Annotated in this window: 27 protein-coding genes; 3 read left to right on the top strand and 24 right to left on the bottom strand. The window is 68.5% G+C overall.

Annotated features, from left to right (window positions below):
- The first annotated feature begins 19 nt into the window (after positions 1 to 19).
- The gene (locus A9X05_RS01170; RefSeq protein WP_067778589.1) at positions 20 to 427 is read left to right on the top strand and encodes a hydrogenase; all 408 of its coding nucleotides are present in this window, start codon (positions 20 to 22) and stop codon (positions 425 to 427) included.
- Between the two features lie 36 nt (positions 428 to 463).
- Here the strand turns inward: A9X05_RS01170 and A9X05_RS01165 are convergent, their stop codons facing one another.
- The 3 genes from A9X05_RS01165 to A9X05_RS30285 form a co-directional block, all read right to left on the bottom strand.
- Positions 464 to 856: an ester cyclase gene (locus A9X05_RS01165; RefSeq protein WP_197498861.1), complete on the bottom strand. Its 393-nt coding sequence runs from the start codon at positions 854 to 856 to the stop codon at positions 464 to 466.
- A 55-nt stretch (positions 857 to 911) separates the two neighbouring features.
- Positions 912 to 1,532: a hypothetical protein gene (locus A9X05_RS01160; protein WP_231968940.1), complete on the bottom strand. Its 621-nt coding sequence runs from the start codon at positions 1,530 to 1,532 to the stop codon at positions 912 to 914.
- A gap of 118 nt (positions 1,533 to 1,650) precedes the next feature.
- Positions 1,651 to 1,854, bottom strand: coding sequence for a hypothetical protein (locus tag A9X05_RS30285; protein WP_156675714.1), 204 nt, complete (start codon positions 1,852 to 1,854; stop codon positions 1,651 to 1,653).
- Positions 1,855 to 1,962: 108 nt separating this feature from the next.
- Here A9X05_RS30285 and A9X05_RS30280 point away from each other — a divergent pair, with 108 nt between their 5' ends.
- Positions 1,963 to 2,541: a hypothetical protein gene (locus A9X05_RS30280; protein ID WP_156675713.1), complete on the top strand. Its 579-nt coding sequence runs from the start codon at positions 1,963 to 1,965 to the stop codon at positions 2,539 to 2,541.
- 57 nt (positions 2,542 to 2,598) lie between these two features.
- Here the strand turns inward: A9X05_RS30280 and A9X05_RS01155 are convergent, their stop codons facing one another.
- From A9X05_RS01155 to glmS, 21 genes are all read right to left on the bottom strand, one after another.
- The gene (locus A9X05_RS01155) at positions 2,599 to 4,125 is read right to left on the bottom strand and encodes an adenylate/guanylate cyclase domain-containing protein (RefSeq protein ID WP_067778584.1); all 1,527 of its coding nucleotides are present in this window, start codon (positions 4,123 to 4,125) and stop codon (positions 2,599 to 2,601) included.
- Between the two features lie 71 nt (positions 4,126 to 4,196).
- Positions 4,197 to 4,511: a hypothetical protein gene (locus tag A9X05_RS01150; RefSeq protein ID WP_067754511.1), complete on the bottom strand. Its 315-nt coding sequence runs from the start codon at positions 4,509 to 4,511 to the stop codon at positions 4,197 to 4,199.
- A gap of 117 nt (positions 4,512 to 4,628) precedes the next feature.
- Entirely contained in the window at positions 4,629 to 5,051 is a 423-nt protein-coding gene (locus tag A9X05_RS01145; protein ID WP_067754625.1) for a Rid family hydrolase, read from the bottom strand.
- A gap of 20 nt (positions 5,052 to 5,071) precedes the next feature.
- Positions 5,072 to 5,551, bottom strand: coding sequence for a MarR family winged helix-turn-helix transcriptional regulator (locus tag A9X05_RS01140; RefSeq protein ID WP_067778597.1), 480 nt, complete (start codon positions 5,549 to 5,551; stop codon positions 5,072 to 5,074).
- Positions 5,552 to 5,565: 14 nt separating this feature from the next.
- Positions 5,566 to 6,294, bottom strand: coding sequence for a nitroreductase (locus tag A9X05_RS01135; RefSeq protein WP_082954809.1), 729 nt, complete (start codon positions 6,292 to 6,294; stop codon positions 5,566 to 5,568).
- A gap of 162 nt (positions 6,295 to 6,456) precedes the next feature.
- Positions 6,457 to 8,079, bottom strand: a complete 1,623-nt coding sequence (groL, locus tag A9X05_RS01130) for a chaperonin GroEL (protein ID WP_067778582.1) — start codon at positions 8,077 to 8,079, stop codon at positions 6,457 to 6,459.
- Positions 8,080 to 8,215: 136 nt separating this feature from the next.
- Positions 8,216 to 8,518, bottom strand: coding sequence for a co-chaperone GroES (gene groES / locus A9X05_RS01125; protein ID WP_007167930.1), 303 nt, complete (start codon positions 8,516 to 8,518; stop codon positions 8,216 to 8,218).
- A 201-nt stretch (positions 8,519 to 8,719) separates the two neighbouring features.
- On the bottom strand, positions 8,720 to 9,745 hold the full coding sequence (gene tsaD / locus A9X05_RS01120) for a tRNA (adenosine(37)-N6)-threonylcarbamoyltransferase complex transferase subunit TsaD (RefSeq protein WP_067778580.1): 1,026 nt from the start codon (positions 9,743 to 9,745) through the stop codon (positions 8,720 to 8,722).
- A complete protein-coding gene (gene rimI / locus A9X05_RS01115; protein WP_067778576.1) occupies positions 9,745 to 10,212 on the bottom strand; it encodes a ribosomal protein S18-alanine N-acetyltransferase in 468 nt (155 codons plus the stop codon). Before rimI ends, tsaD begins: the two co-directional genes overlap by 1 nt.
- Positions 10,209 to 10,832, bottom strand: a complete 624-nt coding sequence (tsaB, locus tag A9X05_RS01110) for a tRNA (adenosine(37)-N6)-threonylcarbamoyltransferase complex dimerization subunit type 1 TsaB (RefSeq protein ID WP_067778595.1) — start codon at positions 10,830 to 10,832, stop codon at positions 10,209 to 10,211. The genes rimI and tsaB overlap by 4 nt, the downstream gene beginning before the upstream one ends.
- Positions 10,829 to 11,302, bottom strand: a complete 474-nt coding sequence (tsaE, locus tag A9X05_RS01105) for a tRNA (adenosine(37)-N6)-threonylcarbamoyltransferase complex ATPase subunit type 1 TsaE (RefSeq protein WP_067778570.1) — start codon at positions 11,300 to 11,302, stop codon at positions 10,829 to 10,831. Before tsaE ends, tsaB begins: the two co-directional genes overlap by 4 nt.
- On the bottom strand, positions 11,295 to 12,347 hold the full coding sequence (locus A9X05_RS01100) for an alpha/beta fold hydrolase (protein WP_197498860.1): 1,053 nt from the start codon (positions 12,345 to 12,347) through the stop codon (positions 11,295 to 11,297). Before A9X05_RS01100 ends, tsaE begins: the two co-directional genes overlap by 8 nt.
- Positions 12,348 to 12,399: 52 nt before the next feature.
- On the bottom strand, positions 12,400 to 13,584 hold the full coding sequence (gene alr / locus A9X05_RS01095) for an alanine racemase (RefSeq protein ID WP_067754493.1): 1,185 nt from the start codon (positions 13,582 to 13,584) through the stop codon (positions 12,400 to 12,402).
- A 251-nt stretch (positions 13,585 to 13,835) separates the two neighbouring features.
- Positions 13,836 to 15,218, bottom strand: a complete 1,383-nt coding sequence (locus A9X05_RS01090) for a glutamate decarboxylase (protein WP_067754490.1) — start codon at positions 15,216 to 15,218, stop codon at positions 13,836 to 13,838.
- Positions 15,219 to 15,233: 15 nt separating this feature from the next.
- Positions 15,234 to 16,655 (bottom strand): NAD(P)H-hydrate dehydratase, encoded by a 1,422-nt coding sequence (locus A9X05_RS01085; RefSeq protein ID WP_067778592.1) that lies wholly within the window; start codon positions 16,653 to 16,655, stop codon positions 15,234 to 15,236.
- 33 nt (positions 16,656 to 16,688) lie between these two features.
- Positions 16,689 to 17,366: a rhomboid-like protein gene (locus A9X05_RS01080; protein WP_067778591.1), complete on the bottom strand. Its 678-nt coding sequence runs from the start codon at positions 17,364 to 17,366 to the stop codon at positions 16,689 to 16,691.
- Between the two features lie 74 nt (positions 17,367 to 17,440).
- Complete coding sequence (locus tag A9X05_RS01075; protein ID WP_067778563.1) at positions 17,441 to 18,289, bottom strand: DUF4436 domain-containing protein; 849 nt, start codon at positions 18,287 to 18,289, stop codon at positions 17,441 to 17,443.
- Complete coding sequence (locus A9X05_RS01070; RefSeq protein WP_067754481.1) at positions 18,286 to 19,125, bottom strand: DUF4436 domain-containing protein; 840 nt, start codon at positions 19,123 to 19,125, stop codon at positions 18,286 to 18,288. The genes A9X05_RS01075 and A9X05_RS01070 overlap by 4 nt, the downstream gene beginning before the upstream one ends.
- A gap of 45 nt (positions 19,126 to 19,170) precedes the next feature.
- Entirely contained in the window at positions 19,171 to 20,067 is an 897-nt protein-coding gene (locus A9X05_RS01065; protein WP_067778560.1) for a DUF4436 domain-containing protein, read from the bottom strand.
- 132 nt (positions 20,068 to 20,199) lie between these two features.
- Positions 20,200 to 21,036 carry a DUF4436 domain-containing protein gene (locus A9X05_RS01060; protein ID WP_067754614.1) on the bottom strand — a complete coding sequence of 279 codons (837 nt, stop codon included), beginning with the start codon at positions 21,034 to 21,036 and terminating at the stop codon, positions 20,200 to 20,202.
- Positions 21,037 to 21,043: 7 nt separating this feature from the next.
- Positions 21,044 to 22,909 (bottom strand): glutamine--fructose-6-phosphate transaminase (isomerizing), encoded by a 1,866-nt coding sequence (glmS, locus tag A9X05_RS01055; RefSeq protein ID WP_067778557.1) that lies wholly within the window; start codon positions 22,907 to 22,909, stop codon positions 21,044 to 21,046.
- An 84-nt stretch (positions 22,910 to 22,993) separates the two neighbouring features.
- Here glmS and A9X05_RS01050 point away from each other — a divergent pair, with 84 nt between their 5' ends.
- On the top strand, positions 22,994 to 23,395 hold the full coding sequence (locus A9X05_RS01050; protein ID WP_231978205.1) for a DUF2510 domain-containing protein: 402 nt from the start codon (positions 22,994 to 22,996) through the stop codon (positions 23,393 to 23,395).
- Positions 23,396 to 23,954: the final 559 nt, after the last annotated feature.

The following is a 23,954-nucleotide window of genomic DNA, read 5'->3' as shown; positions in this document are numbered from 1 at the left end:
GGGCCCCTAGTGTGCTGACATGCAGACGGTGCTGTTCACGCTCGGGCTGGTCCTGTTCTTGATCGGCCTGCTGACCGGGTTCGCGGTCGCGGCGCTGAAGAATCCACGCATGGCGCTGTCGAGCCACCTCGAGGCCGTCCTCAACGGCATGTTCCTCGTGCTGATCGGTCTGCTCTGGCCGCACCTGCACCTGCCCCACGCCTGGGGGGTTACGGCCGTCGCGCTGATCGTGTACGCCGCCTACTCGAACTGGCTCGCGACCCTGCTCGCGGCGGCGTGGGGCGCGGGCCGCAGGCTCGCGCCGATCGCGGCGGCCGACCACGAGGCCTCGGCGGCCAAGGAGTGGGTGGTCAGTTTCCTGTTGCTCTCACTGGCCGTGGCCGTCATCGCGGGCGTGATCATCGTCATCGTCGGGCTTCAAACGTGAACGACGAAGCGCGCGAGCGCTTGTCGGTGCGACGCCTCAACTGATCTGTGTGATCAGCGCGGCCATGTCGACGAGGTCCCACACCTCCGCGAATTTGCCCTCCTCTACGCGGTAGAGGGTGAATTCGGAAATGCTCACCCGCCGACCGGTCGCCTCGATTCCCTGGAACGTTCCCCGGTGGGTGCCGGTGACCTCGAAGTGCACCACGATGTTCTCCTCGTCGACGACGATGTGTCTCATCTCCCAGTGCCAGTCGGGGAACGCGGCGATCACGGGCGCGAATTGGTCGGTAACCGAGGCCGGATCCATGGGGACACCGTTGACCTTGATGGTGGGCGTGTAGAACGAGGCCATCGAATCGAAATCGTGCTCGTTGCAGTGTTCGAGATAGGACTTGTACAGGGATCGGTAGTCGTCAGGCTGCGTCACCGCACCATGATCCACTGCCGGCCGGTTCGGTGTACAGCCAGAACGCGCTCACCGATTACCGGTGGGCGAACTCGGCGAGCTTCGCATCGACCGCCGCGGCATCCGGTTCCGCGTACATCTTCGGATCGCGCTTTTTGACCCACAGCAGGAACGGGCAGCTGGCCGCGGGACCGTCCACCGGTCCCAGTTGTTCGATGTGCTTGCCGGTCCTGGCTTCGCGAAGCTCGATGTCGTACTGCACGGCGTAGTAATCGACGGTCACGTGTTCGCCGGCGTCGGTCTGGAAATTGCAGGTGAGTGCCTTCACCTCGGTTCCGGGTTTACGGGTAAGGCAGGCAACAACATTCGCCGACTGGAAGTCATCGGGGCTGACGTGGTAATCGGCACGGGGATCGAGCGCGAGTTGGCTCCAATGATCGGATGTCACTTGGCTCATCGGGTTCGGCCGCTCGTCCGGACCGAACGCCACGATCTTGTACGGCTTCCCGTACGTGGCGGCGTTGCTGATTGACCCGCGATCGCACACCACATCGAAGGCCGAGAGGGTCGTGGCTTTCTTGATTCCGCCGCGCCCGTCGAGACCGTCGCGGGCCACGTCGCGGATCACGAAAAAACCGACCAACGCCGCCGGTATGAGAACGACGAGCGCGGCGACCGTAAGCACAACGATCAGCACGACATTGGTCTTGCGCGGCGGGGGCGCCGGCGGCGGGTACGGCGGAGGCCATTGCCTGGGGTACTGCGGTGGTTGCGGTGGCCACTGCTGCGGATAACTCACGCTCACGCCCCCCACGTCATGGTGCGGTCAGCTTAGCAATCGGCACGATCGGGCACAGCTTGCCCACGACCGCCGCGACCGAAGGCACGCCGCGCGGGGCGGCCGTAGCGAAGAGTGGCTTCGAATTCGCCGGAAACGAGATATCAAAACGTGAAGCAGTACTACGGTTCAGGTCGGGGCCTGAAGCCAGCCGCAGCTTTGATTCTGGTGGTGAAGACATGTCATCGACAATGCCTACTCAGCGCGATGAACGGAATACGGTCGCATTTCACACGGCTGATGAGTATCGCGAAGGACGCGCCGGCGTCGAAGTGAGAAGACGCTCACAATGAAAGAGTCCATCGGCAAGACAATCAAACTCCTTGTGGCACCGGGGGTTACGTTGTGGGCAATCCTCAACGCCCCCACGGCCTGGGCCGGGCCGGGCGGCAACATCCCCGGCCCCGGGGTCTGCGACTATCCCGGTGTCGGCGGAAGTACTTTCGAGGCTGGGGCAACGACGTACTACTGCGATTTCCCCGTCGAGGAGAACAGCACCCACTGGCACTGCGAGTATGGCGGCTGGAACATGGGTGGCCCGGGTGGCAACTCCATCATCGGTGGAAGTTTCATGGGTTTCGGATTGACCATTCCGGCAGGCGATTTCGGGGGTGCTTCCGGTGGCTGTTCATGGCGCTGGCCGGATAACACGGTCGGCCCTGCCCCGAACCCACCGGGCGCGTGGAGAAACTACCTGGTGCCCAAGCCGCCACCGCCCGAACATCGGGCACAGCCGACTCCCCCGGGTGAGCCGGAGTCCGGACCAGCGCCAGTCGAGACTCCGAGTCTCGGCCAGGAGCCCGAGACGCCGGCCTACACCAACCCGGCATTTCCGAATCCCGGCAGGACGCAGAACCCGCCGAGTTGACGCGTGTCGCGGCCCTACCGGCGCCGCGGATCACCGGGACGGCAGGCGTCAGGCAATTCAGCCGGGGCGATGAGAACCAATGCCAGCGGCGAACCCGAAGACCCGGGTAGTGGCTGACTTGCCCTTCAGGGCATGTGATCCACGATCGGCTAGCCCCGGCGGTCGGGAAACCAAGGCGTCGGCGGTTTGCTGAGTCAGCAGGATCACGTCACCCGTGCTTTTGGTGAGCTGCTCGACGCGGGCCGCCACGTTGACGGCGTCACCGATGAGGGTGAACTCGAGTTTGCCTCCGCCGCCGATGGTTCCGGCGATCACCACACCGGTGTTGATGCCGATGCCGATGCGGAGCTCCCCGCCGAATCGCTCGGCGGCGAGGCTGCTGATCGACGCCGCGGCGCTCAGCGCGGCGTCGGCATGCATGGCAAGCTCGTTGGGAGCGCCGAAGACGGCCAGTGCGCCGTCGCCGAGAAACTTGTTCACGTGGCCGCCGGCCTCGACGACGACGGGCACGACGATCTCGAACAATGCGTTGAGATGGGCGACGGTCTCCTCGGCGGTGTGCGCCTCGGCGAACGGCGTGAAATCGCGAATGTCGACGAACATCACGCTCACTTCGCGACGCTCACCCGTGAACACGTCGTCGCCCTGCTCGAGCAGCCGTGCCGCCAAGGCCGGGTCGACGTAGCTCCCGAACGCGGCGTGAAGCCGTTGCCGCTCGGCCAGACCGGCCTGCATGCGGTTGAACGACCCCGCCAACGCGCCGAGGTCGTCGTCTTGGACCACTGGCAGGCGTCGCGAGTAGTCCCCGGCCGCAACGCGTTTGGTGCCTTCGGCAAGCTCCCGGATCGGCTGCAGGGAGGGCGCGAAGACGCTGATGACGGTGATCGGCACGGCGAGCCCCAGAGTCAGCACGCAAGCGATGCCCACCCACAACATGGGAGATTGCCGGGCCCGGTCGAACTCACCGGCGACCATCGCGCCCCCCATGGAGAAACCGAACGCGACCGCGAGGATGGCCAGGTTCGACCACGCGGCGAAGCTGGGGCGAGACCGGGGCAGGGAGTCACCGATCGCCGAGTCGCCGGCGATGGCGGCCCGAACCGGCCGCATCGGCCCTTCCGGCACGCTGTGCACGCCGACCAGGTGTGAAACGGCGCCGACGAGGCCACCCAGGACCGCATACTCGGCCAGCCGCGGTCCGGCCGCGCCGACAATCACCCCGACGGCGACCGACAGCACGGCGCCGCACGCGGTGACGACCGCCAACCCCCGGAGGACGGCACGGCGCGACCAGGTGTAGGTGGCCCGCAGTGCGCCCGCCGGATCCACCGCCTCACCGGCCGCCCATCGCTCGGCGAGCCGCCATGCGCCCCGGCCGGGCAACACGATTCCGTACGCCAACACCAACATGGTGACCGCAGTGGCGGCCACCGCTCCGGGGTAGCGATCCGATCTCTCGAAAGCCACCTGGGCACAAGACAAGAAGAGATATATCGGCGACGGCACCAGGATGGAGACCCCGAAGACCACCCACGAATACCGCGTGCCGAACCGGTCCCACGCCCACTGCACGAAGCGGTCCATGGCGCGAGATTAGACGCCGATGGCGGCCCCGCGACGAAAACGCCCCGGCCGGTGACCGGGGCGCGTCGGCTCTAGGGGCACATGAAGCTGATCGGCGGGCAATGCCTGATGGTGATCGCCTCGATCGGCGGGTTGTCGCCGTCCCAGATCGAGGTCGGCCGGCCCTGCATGGTGACGTTGCCCATCCCGTATTGGGTCGGGTACCAGGTGTGGCACACGTTCCAGTCCCAGTCGATGTACTGGTTCACGACGTAGGGCATCTGTTTCGGGTTGCCCGGGCACCAGCGGTGCGGTTCCATCGTATCCGCGTGCGCGGTGCCCACACCCCACCCGGTGAGCGCGGTACCCCCCGCGAGCAGTGCGGCCGCGATGAGACTCTTCGTCATGTGGGCAAGTGGCATGATGACCGTCCTCTCCTGGTGCCGTTCTCTGGCAACCAGTGCACTAGCCCCGCCTTGCTACCGATCCCAACAAGCCGAGTGCGGGGAATCAAGCCCCTGCGCTCAGTCGTCGTCCTCGACGATCGCGGCGACTTGTATCTCGACGCGCATCTGTGGACCCGCCAGCGCGGCGACGCCGAGGCACGTCCACAGCGGGGCGCGGTCACCCGTGCGGAGGCGGAGCTGTTCGACCATGGTGTCGAGGTGCTCACGACCGATCCGGCCGTTCGGATCCGGCAGGTGATACGAGTGCACGGTTACCACTTGCCGCCACGAGGCTCCCGCTGTCGCCAGCGTCCGCTCGACGTTGTCGAAGGCCTGAATGATTTCGTCACGCACTGACTCCGGATAACGCCGGTCGTCGTCCCACCCGCCCTGCCCGGCGGTCTCTACCCGGTCGCCATACCGGACGACCTGTGAGTAGTGAAAGTCCCGTAGCTGGCGCTCCCCGTAGCCGGGAGTGACCGAAAAGATGGGCTTGTCCATGAGTGCCATCTTCACGGCGTCTACTGTTCGGCGGAAGCGGTGAACCGAGTGAGAAGATCCGTCAGTCGTTCCGCCTCGCCCGGGCCCAACACCGATACCAGGCGCGCAGCCAGTGGCTCGGCCGCGCCGTGCGCGGCGTCGAAAACCTTCAACCCCTTCGGGGTGATCTCGACCGCTCGCACCCGGCGGTCGTTCGGGACGGATTTGCGGACGGCGAGCCCCTTGCGTTCGAGATCGTCCACGACGCGCATGATGCCCGCCTTGTCCGAACCCGTCGCCTCGACCAGGTCCCGTTGCTCCGTGGGCCCGCGGTTGACGAGGACGAGCAGCACGGCGAAATGTCGCAAATCGATGTCCAGGGGCCGAAGCGCCTCCGACATCACCGCGGCTGCGCGCCAGTGCGCCCGGCGCAGAAGCAAGCCGAGAGCGAATGGCGACGGATCGCCGGGGCGGTCGGTCGCACGCGCGGGGGTGGCATGCCCAGAAGCGTCACCGGTCATCGTGCGCGCATCCTTCATCCAATGCGAACACCGGACTCGGCCCGGATGGAATGTTCAACCTTGCGGGGACCGGCCGACTCGTCGTCGACGAATGTGACCGTCTCATCCAGCGGTGCCCGGCCCGTGCGCGCATACTTCACCGCCGGGTCCTCGAACCCGATCGACATGCCGCAGAACAGGATCAGTCCATCCGGCGGGGACAGGACCTCCGCGACTGTTTCGCGGACCTGCGACCACGCCATCTGTGGGCAGCTGTGCAACCCCTCCGCGCGTAGTAGCAGCATGATCGTCTGCAAATACATGCCGACATCGGCCCACTGGGCCACGCCAAGGTCGCGGTCGATGTAGCAGAACAGCGCGGCAGGGGCACCGAAACAGTTCCAGTTCGCGATGGCCGCCCTCTGGCGTGCCTCCCAATCCTCGCGCGCGATGCCGAGCGCGCTGTACCGCTCCTTGCCGAAGGCGGACCGGCGGTCGCTGTACGGCGACTTCATTGCGGGCGGGTACATCTGGTACTCCCGCTCGTCCCAGGGATCGCCGTGGGCGACGCGCTCGACGGCGCGCGTCTTGAGCTCGTCCAGCAGCGTTCCGGTCACCACGTACGAGTTCCACGGCTGGATGTTCGACCCCGAAGGCGACCATGCCGCAACGGACAGCACACGCTCCAGCACATCTCTCGGAACGGGCTGGTCGGTGAATCCGCGCACCGCCCGTCGGCTTGTGACTGCCTCGTATACGTCCATGGTCGCCTACCTACACTGGTTCCAATTTCCGTTTCAGATCATACTGTATCGATTGATACTATCTGCTCCGGGGCGATCGGACTAGCCTTCGGGAGGCCGCGGCGAGGCCAAAGCGAAGGCCCCCGTTCCGAAGGGGATACGGGGGCCTCGCTGATCTACCGACTAGTGGTGGTGATGGCCGTGGCCGTGGCCGTGGTCGTCGTGCTCGTCGGCGGGCTTGTCGACGATCGCCGTCTCGGTGGTCAGCACCATGCGCGCCACCGACGCCGCGTTGACCACCGCGGACCGGGTCACCTTGACGGGGTCGATCACGCCGTCGCCGATCAGGTCGCCGTAGGTGAGCTTGTCCGCGTTGAGCCCGTGCCCGGCCGGCAACTCGCTGACCTTGCTCACCGCAACCGCGCCGTCCAGGCCGGCGTTGGTGGCGATCCAGTACAGCGGCGCGGCCAGCGCCTCGGCGAACACGTCGACGCCGGCGGCCTGATCGCCGGACAGCGATCCGCGCAGCTCCTTCAGCGCGTTGCGTGCCCCGATGAGGGCCGAGCCGCCGCCCGCGACGATGCCCTCCTCGACGGCGGCCTTGGCCGCCGCGACCGCGTCCTCGACGCTTTCCTTGCGTTCCTTGAGCGCCGTTTCGGTCGCGGCCCCCACCTTGATCACGGCCACGCCGCCGGCCAGCTTGGCCAGCCGCTCCTGCAGCTTCTCGCGGTCCCAGTCGGAGTCGCTCGCCTCGATCTCGGCGCGCAGCTGCTTGATGCGCGCGTCGACCGCGTCCTTGGAGCCGCCGCCGTCGACGATGATGGTGTCGTCCTTGCTGACCACCACACGCCGGGCCGAGCCCAGCACATCGGTGCCGACCTCGCGCAGCAGCAGGCCGGCGTCGGGGTTGATCACCTGCCCGCCGGTCACCACCGCCAGGTCCTCGAGGAAGGCCTTGCGCCGGTCGCCGAAGAACGGCGCCTTGACCGCAACCGCCTTGAGCGTCTTGCGGATCGAGTTGACCACGAGCGTGGCCAGGGCCTCACCCTCGATGTCCTCGGCGATGATCAGCAGCGGCTTGCCCGACTCGGCGACCTTCTCCAGCATGGGCAGCAGGTCGGGCAGCGAGCTGATCTTCTCCTGGTGCAGCAGGATCAGCGGCTCGTCCAGCACGGCTTCCTGCGCGTCGAAGTCGGTGACGAAATACGCCGACAGGAAACCCTTGTCGAAGCCGACGCCCTCGGTGAACTCCAGCTCGGTGCTCAGGGTCGAGGACTCTTCGACGCTGACCACGCCGTCGGCACCGACCTTGGTCATCGCCTCGCCGACCAGCTCGCCGAGCCTCTCGTCACGCGACGACACCGTCGCCACCTGAGCGATGCCGTCCTTGCCGGACACCGGGGTGGCCGCGGCCAGCAGCGCCTCGGACGCCGCGTCGGCCGCCTTCGAAATTCCGATGCCGAGCTCGATCGGGTTGGCGCCGGCCGCAACCAGGCGCAGGCCGCCCTTGACCAGGGCCTGCGCCAGCACGGTCGCGGTGGTGGTGCCGTCGCCCGCCACGTCGTTGGTCTTGGTGGCCACCGACTTGACCAGCTGGGCGCCCAGGTTCTCGAACGGGTCTTCCAGCTCGATCTCGCGCGCGACGGTCACGCCGTCGTTGGTGACCGCGGGCCCGCCAAAGGCCTTGGCCAGCACCACATGCCGGCCGCGCGGCCCCAGGGTCACCCGCACCGCGTCGGCGAGCGCGTTGACGCCGGCCTCGATCGCGCGGCGCGCAGTCTCGTCGTACTCAATAACCTTGCTCATCAGGCTCCTCTTTTGAATGGTGGCGACCCGCTTCGCCCGGCTCCGCCGCGCTTGCGATCACCACGACGTTCAAATGGCGCCGCCCCGGAAATCACCCGCGGCCATGCGCGGGGATCGCCGGGGCGGGCCACGGTGCTTACTTCGATACGACGGCCAGCACGTCGCGCGCCGACAGGATCAGGTACTCCTCGCCGTTGTACTTGATCTCGGTGCCGCCGTACTTGCTGTAGATGACGGTGTCGCCTTCCGAGACGTCGAGCGGAATCCGCTTCTCGCCGTCCTCGTCCCAGCGGCCGGGACCGACTGCGACGACGGTGCCTTCCTGCGGCTTCTCCTTGGCGGTGTCAGGAATGACCAGACCGGACGCGGTCGTGGTCTCGGCCTCGTTGGCCTGCACGAGAATCTTGTCCTCGAGTGGCTTGATGTTCACCTTCGCCACGATTGGAGCCCTCCACTAGTTAGATCGGGTCCGGGGCGGGGTGCCCCAGAATTATCAAGGGATTCGGCAGTCGTCCGTGCCCGAGCGCCGTCGTCGCGGGTGCCGGCACAGGGTTTGGCCGATTGCCACCTAGCACTCTATACACGAGAGTGCTAGCACTCAAGGGCGGCCCGCTGCGTACCGGGTATTCGCTATAAGCGATCACGTCACCTGGGCTTTTACCACCGGCAGGCCGGGGTCGCTGCGCGCGTCCAGCGGTGACTGCCGCGCCCCGGCGGCCACCAGGTGCGCGGCGAAGGACGCGATCATTGCCCCATTGTCGGTGCAGAGCCGGGGGCGGGGGATCCGCAGCGTCAGCCCGGCCGCCGCACACCGCTGCTCCGCCAGCTCCCGCAGCCGCGAGTTGGCGGCCACGCCGCCGGCGATCAGCAGGGTCGAGACGCCGAGCCCCGTCGCGGCGCGCACGGCCTTCATGGTCAGCACGTCGGCGACGGCCTCCTGGAACCCCGCGGCCACGTCGGCGTTCACCGCGTCCGGGTGGCTCTCCAGGTAGCGGGCGACGGCCGTCTTGAGCCCCGAGAAGCTGAAGGAGTACGGGTCGTCGCCCGGTCCCGTCATGCCGCGCGGGAACGTGACCGCGTCGCGGTCGCCGCTGCGGGCCAGGTCGTCGAGCACCTTGCCGCCCGGGTAGCCCAGCCCCAGCAGACGGGCCACCTTGTCGTAGGCCTCGCCGGCTGCGTCGTCCACGGTGCTGCCGAGCTCGACGATCGGTTCGCCGAGCGAACGCACGTGCAGCAGGTGGGTGTGTCCACCGGACACCAGCAGCGCCACGCATTCGGGCAGCGGCCCGTGTTCGTAGACGTCGGCGGCCAGATGCCCGCCCAGGTGGTTGACGGCGTAAAACGGCACCCCCCACGCGGCCGAATAGGCCTTGGCGGCAGCCACGCCCACCAGCAGCGCGCCGGCCAGGCCGGGCCCGATCGTGGCGGCGACGATGTCGGGCTTGCGCACGCCGGCCGCCTCTAGCGCGCGGCGCATGGCGGGGCCGAGGGCCTCCAGGTGCGCCCGGGAGGCGATCTCCGGGACCACGCCGCCGAAGCGGACGTGCTCGTCGACGCTGGAGGCCACCTCGTCGGCCAGCAGCGTCACGGTGCCGTCGGCGTCCAGCCGGGCGATGCCGACTCCCGTTTCGTCGCAAGAGGTTTCGATGGCCAGAATCGTCCTCATCAGCGGGCCCCCCGGCGCATCGTGTAGGCGTCGGCGCCGCTGGCGCGGTAGTAGCGCCTGCGCAGGCCGATCTGTTCGAAGCCCACGCTGCGGTACAGCCCGATGGCCGCCTCGTTGTCGGTGCGCACCTCCAGGAAGACGACGCCCCCGTCGGCGAAGACCAGCAGCTCGTCGAGCAACCGGCGCCCGATGCCCTGTCCCTGATACTCGGGGTCGACGCCGATGGTGTGGACCTCGTACTCGAACGGCGGGGTGCGGCCCAGCCGCGAGATTCCGGCGTACCCGACCAGGGTGCCGCCGGCGCGCGCGCCGACGTAATGGTTGTGGGGGCTGGCCAGTTCCCGGTTGAACGCCGCGGCGGGCCACGGGTCGTCGCCGTCGAACAGTTGGCGTTCCAGCTCGGCGCAGCGAGTCGCGTCGGCGGCGGTAAGCGCGCCGAGCGTCACGGGCTCACGGGTGGCGGTCACTGCCGCGCCGCCATCGGCTTGGCGTCCGGGCGGCGAAGATACAGCGCCACCAACGGCAGCGGGCGCTGCGACCAGTCGGGCACCGCGGCGACGAGCCCGGCCGGCGTGGGGTAGACGGGCCCGCGGTGCGGCAATCCAAACAGGGCGGCGTGCTCCTTCGAGCCGGCCACCGCCTGGGCCGGGCCGGGGTCGACGTCGGCCGGGGCGTTGACCCCGGGTCCTTCCATCCGGAACCCGTCGCGGTAACGGGCCCAGTAGATCTCGCGCCGCCGGGCGTCGGTGACCACCAGCGTCTCGCCGGTGGTCCGCACCCCGATCGCGTCCAGGCTGCACACGCCGCGCACCGGGATGTCCAGCGCGTGTCCGTAGGCGGATGCGGTCGCCATTCCGGCCCGCAGGCCGGTGAACGGGCCGGGGCCGCAGCCGACCACGACGGCCTCCAGATCGCTCATCGTCAGCCCCGCGTCGGCGAGGGCGGCCACCACGTTCGGGGTCAGCCGTTCGGCGTGCGCCCGGGCGTCGACGGTGACCCGCTCGGCCAGCACGCTCAGGTCGTCGCGCCGCACGATCCCGGCCGTCACGGCCGGGGTCGCGGTGTCGAGCGCCAGAACGATACTCACGACCGGACCCACTGCCACGAGGCGATCCGCACGTCCGAACCGCTGAGGCGTTCCAGACGAACGTCGAGGTGCCGCTCGGCGAGGCGCTCGACGATGCCTTCGCCCCACTCCACGACCACCACCGCGCCGTCGAGGTCGGTGTCGAGGTCGAGCGAGTCGAGCTCGCCGAGCAGGTCGGCGCCGTCGTGGTCCAAAAGCCGGTACATGTCGACATGAATCATCGTCGGTGTCCCCGGCCGCCGCGGCGGGTGCACCCGCGCCAGCACGTACGACGGCGAGGTGACCGGGCCGTCGACGTCCATCGCCGCGGCAATCCCCTTGGCCAGGACGGTCTTTCCCGCGCCGAGCGGGCCGGTGAGCACCACGACGTCACCCGCCTTCAGCTGCTCGCCCAGCCGAGACCCCAGGGCGACGGTGTCCTCGACCCGTTCGAGGGTGGCCGTGCCCGAGTCATCCGCCTGGCTAGCCACGGCGCCGCAGCCTTTCCCGCATCCACCGGGCAGCCAGGGCGACGCGGCCCGGGGTGGCCCGCTTGACCAGCCGGACCAACCCGTCGTTGATCGCCTCGGGCTTGTCCAGCAGCGCGAGGTGGCTGGCCCCGCGAACGATGACCAGCTCGGATTGCGGCAGCGAGGCCGCCATCTTGCGGGAGTATTCGTCCGGTGTCAGCAGGTCGTGGTCACCGCAGGCGATCAGCGTGGGGACGCGCAGCAGGGTCCACAGGCCGGCGGTCTCGTCGTGGGCTTCCAGGGCATCCAGGAACTCGACCATGGTCGGGATCGGTGTGCCGTTCATCATCCGCTGCGAGAAGGCGTCCAGGCTGCGGCTGACGTGCAGGTCGCTGTAGGAGGCGGCCCGCAGGACCGGCCCGATCAGCGAGCGAGACACGTTGCGGCCGCGGTGCATCAGCTTGGGCGCGGAGCGTGCGGTGAACCGAAATGCTTCCAACGCAGGGTTTTTCAGGATCTCGCCGAGCGGGGACCTGGCGACGCCCTCGGCCGCTGAGGAGATCAACGCGGCGCCGACGATCCGGCGCCCGTACTGGTCGGGGAATTGGCGGGCGTGCGACAACACCGTCATGCCGCCCATGGAGTGCCCGACCAGCACGACCATTCCGCGCGGCGCCACCACCTGAAGCACGCTTTCCAGGTCCCTACCGAGTTGGGTCAGCGTGTAGCTCTGGGGCGGCGCCTCGTCGGATTGCCCGTGCCCGCGCTGGTCGTAGAAGACCATCCGGACGCCTGGGCCCAGATGCTGGGGCAGCCGCGTCCGCTGGAAATGAAAGGCGCCCATCCGCAGGCAGAACCCGTGGACGAAGACCATGGTCAGCGGGGCGTCCGCGGGGCCGGCCTCGCGAATCGCCAACGACACCCCGTCCGGGGTGGTCACCACGGAGCGGCGGTCGTCGTCGATCCTGTCGAAATCCTCGTCGGCGTAAGGGTCTTCGACGCCACGGGTGCGCTGGACCATCGAGCGGCGGGCCGAGGCTCCCACGATGGTGGCGAGGGCCGTCACCCCCGCCCCTCCCGCGAACCAAGCCCTCCCCCGTTGGCGCCTGCGAGTTCTCTCACGGCTCAATGGTTTGCGCCTCGCGGTAGGTCCGGGTGATCCGCCCGCGCGGGCTGGTCACCACTTCGTAGTGGATGGTGCCGAGCAGGTCGGCCCAGTCCTGCGCGGTGGGTTCCCCGCCGGTGCCGGGCCCGAACAAGATCGCCTCGTCACCCTCGGTCACGTCGGTGCGGCCGGGGCCGAGGTCGACGACGAACTGGTCCATGCAGATCCGGCCGACGCCCGGGCGGCGCTTGCCGTTGATCAACACCTCCAATCGTCCCCCCAGCGAACGGAACACGCCGTCCGCGTAACCGACCGGCAGCAGGGCCAGAGTGGTGTCGCGCTCCGCGGTCCAGGTGTGCCCGTACGACACGCTCTCCCCGGCGCGGATCGACTTCACCAGCGCGACAGGGCATTTCACCGTCATCGCCGGGATCAGCCCCATGTCGCCTAGCTCGGGCACCGGGCTCAGGCCGTACACCGCGACACCGGGCCGCACCAGGTCGAAGGCAAGGTCGGGACGCGACATGGTGGCCGATGAGTTCGCCAGGTGCGCGACCTCGAACCCCACCCCCTGTGCGCCCGCCTGCGCCAGCATGTCGCTGAACCGTTGGGCCTGAAGGTCATTGACGGGGTTGGCCGGTTGATCGGCGAACACCATGTGTGACATCAGCCCGCGCAGGCGGATGGCCTCCTCGGCGACGGCGCGGCGCAGCGCGGCCAGCATCGACGGGTAGCGCGACGGGTGGACGCCGTTGCGGTTCAGCCCCGTATCCACCTTCACCGAGACCGTCGCGGCCCGGCCGGTGCGGCGCGCCGCGTCCAGCAGCTCGTCGAGCTGGCGCTCCGAGGACACGGCGATCTCGACGTCGGCCAGCAGCGCGGGCCCGAAGTCGATGCCGGGCGGGTGCAGCCACGCCAGCACCGGTGCGCCGATGCCGTCGGCGCGCAGCGCCAGCGCCTCGGCGACGGTGGCGACGCCCAGCTCGGCGGCACCGCCGGCCAGCGCCGCGCGGGCGGCCCGGGTGGCGCCGTGGCCGTAACCGTCGGCCTTGACGACGGCCATCACCTGCGCGCGGCCGGCGTGCTCGCACAGCAACCGCACGTTGTGTTCGATGGCGCCCAGGTCCACCAGGGCCTCGGCGACGAGGCCCGGCGTCAGGGAGATCGGCGCAACGGCCCGCCCATTCATGGCCGCCATTGTCCCAGAATCGGCCGCAGGCGCGGCCCGCCGCAGGCCCAGCCTTGCCCCATTCGTCACAGTGGCCACATAACTCCCCCGTTCTGACCGCGCCCGATGTGCCCGCCTCCGAGCGACAAGCGACGACGTCAGCGCCGGAAGGCGCCCCGTCTCGGCGCCGCAAGGCGCCGCGTCTCCCCCGCGGGCGGCGCGCTGTCGCTGTGAGGCGGGCAACACGCGCATTCGGTCCGCGGCGGCAGCCGGCCCATCGCTCAGTGCGCGAAGTGCTGCGCCTCGTAATGGCCGCCAGGCTTGAGCTTGTCCAGCGAAGTCAGCGCCGAGACGGCGTCGTCGTGCAGCGCGCGGGCCAGGTCGGCCGAAAGCCCCTCGCGCACCACGATGCGCAGCACCGACACGTCGGTGGCGTTGTCGGGCATGGTGTAGGCGGGCACCTGCCAGCCGTAGGTGCGCAGCTCGTGCGAGACGTCGAACTCGGTGTAGCCGCGATCCCCGGCGAGCCGGAAGGCGACCACCGGGATCGCCGACCCGTCGGAGATCAGCTCGCAACGCTCGCTCACCCGCAACTGCTCGCCCAGCCACCGCGCCGTCCCGGACAGCGCCTGCATCACCTTGGTGTAGCCGTCGCGGCCCAGCCGCAGGAAGTTGTAGTACTGGCCGACCACCTGGTTGCCGGGCCGGGAGAAGTTCAGCGTGAAGGTGGGCATGTCGCCGCCGAGGTAATTGACCCGGAACACCAGTTCCTCGGGCAGGTACTCCTTGCTGCGCCACACCACGAACCCCACACCGGGATAGGTCAGCCCGTACTTGTGCCCGCTGACGTTGATCGACACCACCCGGGGCAGCCGGAAATCCCACTTCAGCTCGGGGTGCAGGAAGGGCACCACGAACCCGCCGCTGGCGGCGTCGACGTGCACCGGCACGTCCACGCCCCCGCCGGCCGCCAGCTTGTCCAGCGCGCCGCAGATGTCGGCGACGGGTTCCAGCTCACCGGTGTAGGTGGTGCCCAGGATCGCCACCACGCCGATGGTGTCCTCGTCGACGGCGTCGATGACCTGTTCGGGGGTGATGACGTAGCGCCCCTCCTCCATGGGCAGGTAGCGGGGTTCGACGTCGAAGTAGCGGCAGAACTTCTCCCAGACCACCTGCACGTTGGAGCCCATCACCAGGTTGGGGGTGCGGCCCTTCCAGTCCTTGCCGACCTTCTGCCGCCAGCGCCATTTCATGGCCAGGCCGCCGAGCATGACGGCCTCGCTGGAGCCGATCGTGGACACCCCGCACGCGCTGTAGGGGTCGGCGTCGTCGAGGCCGTCCGCGTGGAACAGGTCGGCCACCATGCACACGCAGCGCTGCTCGATCGCGGCGGTCGCCGGGTATTCGTCCTTGTCGATCATGTTCTTGTCGAACGTCTCGGCCATCAGCCGGCCGGCCTCGGGGTCCATCCAGGTGGTCACGAAGGTCGCCAGGTTCAGCCGGGAACTGCCGTCGAGCATCAGCTCGTCGTGGATGAAGCGGTAGGCGGCCTCGGGGTCCATCGATTCGTCGGGCATCCGCAGCGCCGGGACGGGCGCGGTGAACAGGCGGCCGGTGTAGGCCGGGGCGATCGAGTGCGCGGGCAGCGACGGGTGTTGAGGCACGGGTGAGAATCCTTCCTAGAGGGCGGCCAGCGCCGCCCTGATGTGCGGAACCATGCGGGACGATGACGTCGGCGCGTCACCGGGGCCCGGGTCGGCGGCCGACAACGCCGCCGCCCGCGCGTGGACGAACGCGGCCGCCGCGGCCGCCTCGACCGCCGGCAGGCCCGCCGCGAGCAGCGCGCCGATCATGCCGGACAGCACGTCACCGGAGCCGGCGGTGGCCGCCCAGGATTGCCCGGCCGGGTTGAGGTACACCGGACCGCCCGGATCGGCGACGACGGTGACGTTCCCCTTCAGCAGCACGGTGGCGCCGAAGGTGTCGGCCAATTTCCGGCATGCGCCCACGCGGTCGTCCCCGGGGGGACTGCCCGCCAGGCGGGCGAATTCACCGGCGTGGGGCGTCAGCACCGTCGGCGCGGTGCGGTTGGCGGCCAACTCCGGGTGCGCCGCCAGGATGGTCAGCCCGTCGGCGTCCACGATCACCGGCAGGTCGGTCTCCAGCGCGAACCACAATGCGGCGGCCCCGGCGTCGTCGGTGCCCAATCCCGGCCCGACGACCCAGGATTGGACCCGCCCGGCCGACGCGGGCGTGGGTGACGCGATCACCTCCGGCCAGTGCGCCAGCACCTCACGGTGCGCGCTGCCGGCGTAGCGGACCATGCCGGAGGTCGCCGCGACGGCCGCCCCGGTGCACAGCACCGCCGCCCCGGGATACGTCGAGGAGCCGGCCATCACACCGGTCACACCCTGGGTGTACTTGTCGTCGTGGGGTCCGGGCACCGGCCAGCGCGCGGCCACGTCGGCCGCCTCGAAGCCCAGCACGTCCGTTTCCGGCAGATCCAGCCCGATGTCGATCAGCGTGACGCGCCCGCAGTCGCCGAGCGCGTGCACGGGCTTGAGGCCGCCGAAGGTCACGGTCGCCGCGGCGCGCACCGCGGGCCCTGTCACCGCCCCGGTCGCCACGTCGACCCCGCTGGGGATGTCGACCGCGACCACCGGGATGCCGGCATCGTCGACCGCGGCGAACACCTCGGCCGCGGCCGGGCGCAACGGCCCGGAGCCGGAGATGCCCACCACCCCGTCGATGACGAGATCGGTTGCCGGCGAGACGCTTTCGACGATCCGGCCGCCGGCCTTCCGGAACGCCGCCAGCCCCTTGCGGTGCGTGCGTTCCGGGTTGAGCAGCACCGCGTCGGCGGCCGCGCCGCGACGGCGCACAAAGGTCGCGGCCCACAGCGCGTCACCACCGTTGTCGCCGGAGCCGACGACCGCGCACACCCGGCGGCCGGCCACCCCGCCGGTGCGAGCGCGCAACTCGGCGACGATCTCGGCGGCGAGGCCGAACGCGGCCCGCCTCATCAGGGCCCCGTCGGGCAGGCTGGCCAGCAGCGGAGCCTCGGCCTGGCGGATCGCGTCTACGGAGTAGTAGTGCCGCACCTTAGCCACATTACGGGTCAGCGGCCGCGCCGCTCAGGCCGATGCCTCGGGCGACCGGCGGCGCCGCGCCATGGCCCGCAGGCGCGCCGGGCTCAGCTGCCGCGGGTCCTGGTGGCGCGTCATCGGGTAGAAGCAGAGGCCGACCAGGATCGAGGTGAAATGCCCGATTGCGGTGAAGTTCAGCTCAATCCGGTCCATCGTGATCAACGGGAAACCGAAGATGATGAAGAGCACGCCCAGATAGCCCCAGCGCCATGGTCGCGCGATGTGATAGGCGAGCACGGCCATCACCCCGACCAAAAAGTAGCTGACGCCGATGTCGCGGGCGTGCACCAGCCGTTCCGAGGCGTCGTGTTGCTCGATGGCGAAATACAGCAGCCCCTCGCTGAAATAGGTCGACAGGATGTGGGCACTCAATCCGACTGTGAGCCAGCGCAACTGGCCCAGCCAGTGTTCGGCCGGCGCCAGGAACAACGAGAAGAGGATCAGGTACGGGGTCAGGTTGTCGCCGTCGATCCACAGCAGGCTGGAGAACAGGACGTCGAGCGGGTCGCGCGCCAGTCCGTGGATGTTGGTGGAATGGTGCATCAGCATCGAGTGCAGCTGCCGCTGGGGCAGCCAGTGCTGGATGAGCGTGGTGATGAACAGGACGAGCAACCAGCCGTACGTCAGCGGCGCGCTGCTGACGTAGTGCCAGACCGCCAGTCCCATGCTGCGCAGTCGGGACCGCACCGGTGCGTTCGTCACGTCCTTACCTTCGCACGCGGACCGTTGGGTTGCCGCACCTAAGCGGGGGGCGCGCCGGGCTGCGGAGGGTCGGGCCGCAGATGCCTCCACCAGCAGGCGACGTAGAGCAGCATCGATATCACCAACACGACGAGCACCCAGAGAACAATGGTGATGTCGATCCAGCCGCCGAAGGGCGGCGAGCCGGGAAGCGCGTTGCGCAACGGCACAACCGCGAAAAGCATTGCGGCGTACCACGTGGTCATCGGCGGCTGAAACTTCCGCCGGTCACGCAGCGTCTGGACCGCGACGAACAGGCCGACCCCGGCGATGGCGATGAGTACGCCGCAGATGACGATGCCGAACGCAGCCGCGCTCAGGGAGCGCTGCAGAGTGACTCGGTAGGGACCGAGCCCTCCGCCGTTGTTGGCGGTGACCTGCCAGCCCGGAAGGTGGTTGACGAACGTGGCGGGCAGGCGCTCGGGCACGCCTCCCTCACCGCCGTGCAGGAGTTCGACCTCGATCGGCCCGGACTCGTATCGATCGAAGGGCCACCGTTCGATCTCCCCGGCAATCGTCACCGGGACGGGAAACACACCGGGCAGCATGCCCTTGGTCCAGCTCCGGCGGGTGGGTGTCGCCGCGGATCGGACCCACAGGCTGAGGTCTTCGTTGAGGTGCTGCGTCTGGGGATCCAGTAGGGCCGATCCGGGCGAAATGGCGAGGTTGATGACGACGACGCTGTAGTTGGACTGAACGTCTTCGACCGTGAACGTCGCGATGCTGCTGCCGCCCGCGGCCGGGACTTCCGCCCGGTGATTCGCGGTGCGGCTGTGCGCGTACAGCGCGACCGACGCGACGTATGCCGCAAGGACGGACACGATGAGTCCTACGACGGCGAACCTCATAACGGATTCGCCGGCGCCGCAGGGACGTCGGGCCTCAGATGCCGCCACCAGCAGGCGATGTAGAGCAGCATCGACACCACCAGGACGACGAGCACCCACAACACGAGGGTGATGTCGATCCAGCCGCCGAAGGGCGGGGAGCCGGGCAGCGCATTGCGCAACGGCACCACCGCGAACAGCATCGCCGCGTACCACGTCGTCATCGGCGGCTGAAACTTCCGGCGGTTGCGCAACGTCTGAACGGCGACGAACAGGCCCAGCCCGGCGATGGCGACCAGCACGGCGCAGATGACGATGCCGAACGCCGCCGCGCTCAGGGAGCGGTGCACGCTCACCCGGTACGGACCCGGTCCGTCGGCGGACACCTGCCAACCGGAAAGGTGATTGACGAAGGTCACCGGCAGCCGCTCGGCGACCGTGTCGCTGCCGCCGCGCATGAGCTCGATCTCTATCGGCCCCGAACCGTAACGGTCGAAGGGCCAATTCTCGATCTCCCCCGCGATGGTCAGCGGGACGGGGAAGACGCCGGGGAGCATGCCCTTGGTCCAGGTGCGGCGGGTCGGCGTCGCCACGGATCGCACGCGGAGGCCGAGGTCTTGGTTGAGATGCCCGGTTTGCGGATCCAGCAGGCCGGACCCCGGCGAGATGGACAGGTTCGCCATCAGCACGCTGTAGTTCGACTGGATGTCCTCGACGACCAACGTCGCCGTGCTGCGGTCACCCCCGGCCACCGCCTGCTGGTGGTGATGGTGACCCCCACTGTTGGCGTACAGCGCCACCGAGGCGACGTAGGCCCCGACGACGCCCACGATCAACGCTATGACGCCGTACCTCACGACCCCCCCTACTCGATAACGAAATGTGTTGAAGCGAAAGGGGTATCAGCCCGATGACGCCGGGACCGGATCCGCCGTCGGCGCGACGACCTGAGGCTCCGGCCTCAGGTGGCGCCACCAGCAGACGATGTACAGCAGCATCGCCGTCACCAACGCGACGATCACCCACAGCACGATGGTCACGTCGATCCACGCCCCGAACGGGGGTAGGCCGGGAAGCGCGTTGCGCAGGGGCACCACCGCGAAGAGCATCGCGGCGTACCACGTCGTCATCGGGGGCTGGAACTTGCGCCGGTTGCGCAGCGTCTGGACCGCGACGACAACGGCGAGGCCGGCGATCGCGATGAGCACGCCGCAAATGACCATCCCGAACACCGCGGTGCTCAGCGCGCGCCGCACGTGCATGCGGTACGCCTCCTGGCCCGGGATCTTGCTCATGGAGACCTTGAAGCCCGACAAATGGTCGATGAGTCGCACCGGGATGAGTGTGGGCGGCTTCGTCGTATCGCCCCCGGGGAAGAGCTGCACCTCGATCGGACCCGACGTGTAGCTGTCGAACGGCCAGCGCTCCACGTGACCCGCGATGGTCAGCGGGAGCGGGAAGACGCCGGGAAGCATGCCCGGCGAATAGTCCTTGCGACTGGGCTGGGCCGAAGATCGAACGCGCAGCACGAGATCTTCCTTGAGGCGGTGGGTGACCGGGTCCAGCAGCGCGGGCCCCGGCGCGACGGCCACGTTGGCGACGACGGCGCTGTAGTTGGACTGCATCTCCTCCACGGTCAAGGTGGCCATGCTCTGGGCGGCCGTCTCCGGATTGTCGCTCAGGGTGCCGGGGGCGGACCCTTCGACGGTGTCCTTGTAGAGGCCCACCAACGCTATGTATGTCCCGAGAATGAGCACGATGACGCCCACCGTGGCGAGTCTTGTGACCGCCGATCGCATGCTGCTCCTACCCCGTGGAGTGGCTTGTTACCCGAGAGCAATCTAACGGAACCGCCGCGGATCACGCGGCGTTACGGCCGAAGCGGCGGAACTACTCCGCGGTGACGGACGTGGCCGGCGCAGGGGCGTCGGCTAGGCGGCTTCGGGTCGCAGATGCCGCCACCAGCACGAGATGTAGAGCCCCATCGATATCCCCAACACGACGATCACCCACACCACGATCGTGATGTCGATCCAGCTTCCGAATGGCGGCGCGTCGGGCAGAGCATTGCGCAGCGGCATCACCGCGAACAACATCGCCGCATACCAGGTCGTCATCGGCGGCTGGAATTTACGCCGGTCGCGCGACGTCTGGACGGCGACGAACGCGCCCAGGCCGGCGAGCCCGATCAGGACGCACAGGATGGCGACCCCGAAAACCACCGTGCTCGAAGTCCTGGACAGGTCCACCCGGAACGGGCCGGTCGGGTCGGCGTCGTTGACGCGGGTCACGTCGACTTTCCAACCGAGCAGCCGGTCGACCAGGGTCACCGTCGCGGGCACCGGTGTGTTCTCCGGACCGGACGACAGTTGGGCGACGACGGGCCCCGAGTGGTATTCGTCGAGCGGCCAGTCCGCGACCTCGCCGGTGAGGACGAGCGACACCCGAAACACGGTGGGCAGCGTGCCTTTCGGCCACGTTTGCCTGCTGCTCGTCGCGGTCGAGGCGGCGAAGATGTGGAGGTCGTCCTTGAGGGTGTGGGTGCGGGGGTCCAGCAGCCCGGGGCCAGGCTGCACGGTGATGTTGGCGATCAGAACGCTGTTGTGCGACTGGATCTCTTCGACGTCGTTCGTCAACATCGTCCCGTCGCCCGCCTGCGTACCCTGCACCACGACATGGGGATGACCCATGCCGCTGTCGACGTACAGCGCGATCGAACCGATGTATGCGCCGATCAGGAGCACGACACCCAAGGCGGCCAGCCTCAGGCGGCGGCTACTCCACGGTGACGGACTTGGCGAGGTTGCGGGGTTTGTCAACGTCGTAACCTCGGGCCTGGGCAACTGACGCGGCGAACACCTGAAGCGGGATGGTCGACAGCAGCGGCTGCAAAAGGGTTGAGACCGATGGGATTTCGATCAGGTGGTCCGCGTAGGGCCGCACGGTGTCGTCACCCTCCTCGGCGATCACGATGGTGATCGCCCCGCGCGCCTGGATCTCCCGGATGTTGGACAGCAGCTTGGCGTGCAGCGTGGCCTGGCCCTTTGGCGAGGGCATGACGACGATGACGGGAAGGTCGTCCTCGATCAGCGCGATCGGGCCGTGTTTGAGCTCGCCGGCGGCGAACCCCTCGGCGTGCATGTAGGCCAGTTCCTTGAGCTTGAGCGCGCCTTCCAACGCCACCGGGTAGCCCACGTGGCGGCCCAGGAACAGCACGGTCGAGGACTGGGCGAACCGATGCGCAAGCGCGGCCACCGGCTCGATCATCGCGAGCACCCGCGCGACCAGGTCCGGCATGGCCTCCAGCTCCCGGTACTCCCGCTCGACCTCGTCGGGGTACTTGGTGCCGCGGGCCTGCGCCAGCGCCAGGCCCACCAGGTAATTGGCGGCGATCTGCGCCAGGAATGTCTTGGTGGAGGCGACGCCGATCTCGGGCCCGGCGCGGGTGTAAAGCACGGCGTCGCATTCGCGGGGGATCTGCGAGCCGTTGGTGTTGCAGATGGCCAGCACCTTGGCCTTCTGCTCCTTCGCGTGCCGGACGGCCTCCAGGGTGTCGGCGGTCTCCCCGGACTGCGAGATCGCGACCACCAGGGTGCTGCGGTCCAGCACCGGGTCGCGGTAGCGGAATTCGCTGGCCAGCTCCACTTCCACGGGCAGCCGGGTCCAGTGCTCGATGGCGTACTTCGCGAGCAGCCCGGAGTGATACGCGGTGCCACACGCCACGACGAACACCTTGTCGATCTCGCGCAGTTCCTGGTCGGAGAGCCGCTGCTCGTCGAGCACCACCCGCCCGTCGATGAAGTGCCCGAGCAGGGTGTCGGCCACCGCGGCGGGCTGCTCGGCGATCTCCTTGAGCATGAAGTACTCGTAGCCGCCCTTTTCCGCGGCGGCCAGGTCCCAGTCGATGTGGAATTCGCGGTACTCGACGTCGGCGTTGCCGTCGAAGTCGGTGATGCGGTAGCCGTCCGCGGTGATCACCACGGCCTGGTCCTGCCCGAGCTCGATGGCGTTGCGGGTGTGCGGGATGAACGCCGCGACGTCGGAGCCGACGAACATCTCGCCGTCGCCGATCCCGATGACCAGGGGGGTGGAGCGACGGGCGGCCACGATGGTGCCGGGCTCGTCGGCGTTGGTGAACACCAGCGTGAAGTGGCCCTCCAGCCGGCGCAGCACGGCCAGCACCGAGGCCGCGAAGTCGCCGGCGGTCGGCCCGTGCCGGTAGGCCTGCGCCACCAGGTGCACCGCCACCTCGGTGTCGGTGTCGCTGGTGAACTCCACGCCGTAGGCCTCGAGCTCGTGGCGCAGGCCAGGGTAGTTCTCGATGATGCCGTTGTGGACGACGGCGATCTTGCCGGCGGCGTCGCGGTGGGGGTGCGCGTTGCGGTCGGTCGGGCGCCCGTGGGTGGCCCAGCGGGTGTGACCCAGGCCGGTGGTGCCGCCCATCGACTCCGGCGGCATCTGCGCGACCGCGTCCTCCAGGTTGGCGAGCCGGCCGGCGCGGCGGCACACGGTGAGCGTTTCTGCGCCGTTGACCAGTGCGATGCCCGACGAGTCGTAGCCGCGGTACTCCATTCGGCGCAGCGCATCCATGACGACCTGGCAGGCAGGCTGCTGCCCGACGTAGCCGACGATTCCGCACATTCGAACCAGGGTAGTGCAGGCGCACCCCCAACCCCGCACGCCGAGGCTATGGTTAGGCCGCCCACCTGCGCAGGAAGGTTTGTTGTGACCGACCCGTACCGTCAGTTCTCCGTCCGGCTCATCGAGCACATCGGCGCAGTCATCTTCTGGCAGCAGCGCAGCTACGCCGTCACGGGCACCCTCGAGCAGTGCGAGCGGGCATACCGGTCCGCGCAGACGCAAAACCTGCTGGCCGGCTGGTGGAGCCTGCTCTCGCTGCTGGTGTTGAACTGGGTCGCGCTGGTCTCCAACTGGAACGCGATGCGGCAGGTTCGCAAGTTGGCCGCGCTGCCACCCGGCGCCGCCCACGTCCCCGCCCCGCCCCCGGCCGCCGGTCCGCCGCCGGGCTGGTACGGCGACCCGTCGGGGCCCGGGCACCGGTATTGGGACGGAGTCAGGTGGACACCGTGGACCAATCCACCCGGGTTTCCGGCCCACGGCCGCTGATCATCCCCTTTACATCGTCTTCATAAACGATAGAAACGCTTTTCACCTGATGTATTTGTGGCGTTTTCGTTTGCGTCATCGCTGAACCAATCTGCCTACTTAGAATTCTGGAATCGGCTACAACCGGCAACCGTCGGAGCCACCAGAAAGGACAGCTCGTTGACGCCCGCCTGATCACTACCGCCTGGCGAGCCATGCGGCTCAACAGTGTAAATGCGCAGAGCGCGACCATATCTTCGTAGCAATAGAACCTTTATGCAGACATCAATGATGATAGTCCAGCTACCCGGAAACTGCGTTAGACGGCCGACTAATTATTTGGCTTAAAAATAACTGCCCAGATAATGCGTAAGCCGCCGGATAGCTAACCGTTAGTAAATGTTAATCCGAAATTCCGCACCGCTTCTTTTAGGAGAGAATCATGACCGCTGTTCTGTTCGACGATGTGATGACCGAGCTGCCCGTGCCCAGCCTGACGCTCGCGCCGGCCGCCTCGCCGAGGGTCTGCCCGCTGTCGAGCACACCGAGCTGTACGTGCGGGCCTGCCATGCCCTTGGCT

The organism is Mycobacterium sp. E3298, assembly GCF_001666895.1.
Taxonomy (GTDB): domain Bacteria; phylum Actinomycetota; class Actinomycetes; order Mycobacteriales; family Mycobacteriaceae; genus Mycobacterium.
This window is presented reverse-complemented; position numbering and strand designations above follow the sequence as displayed.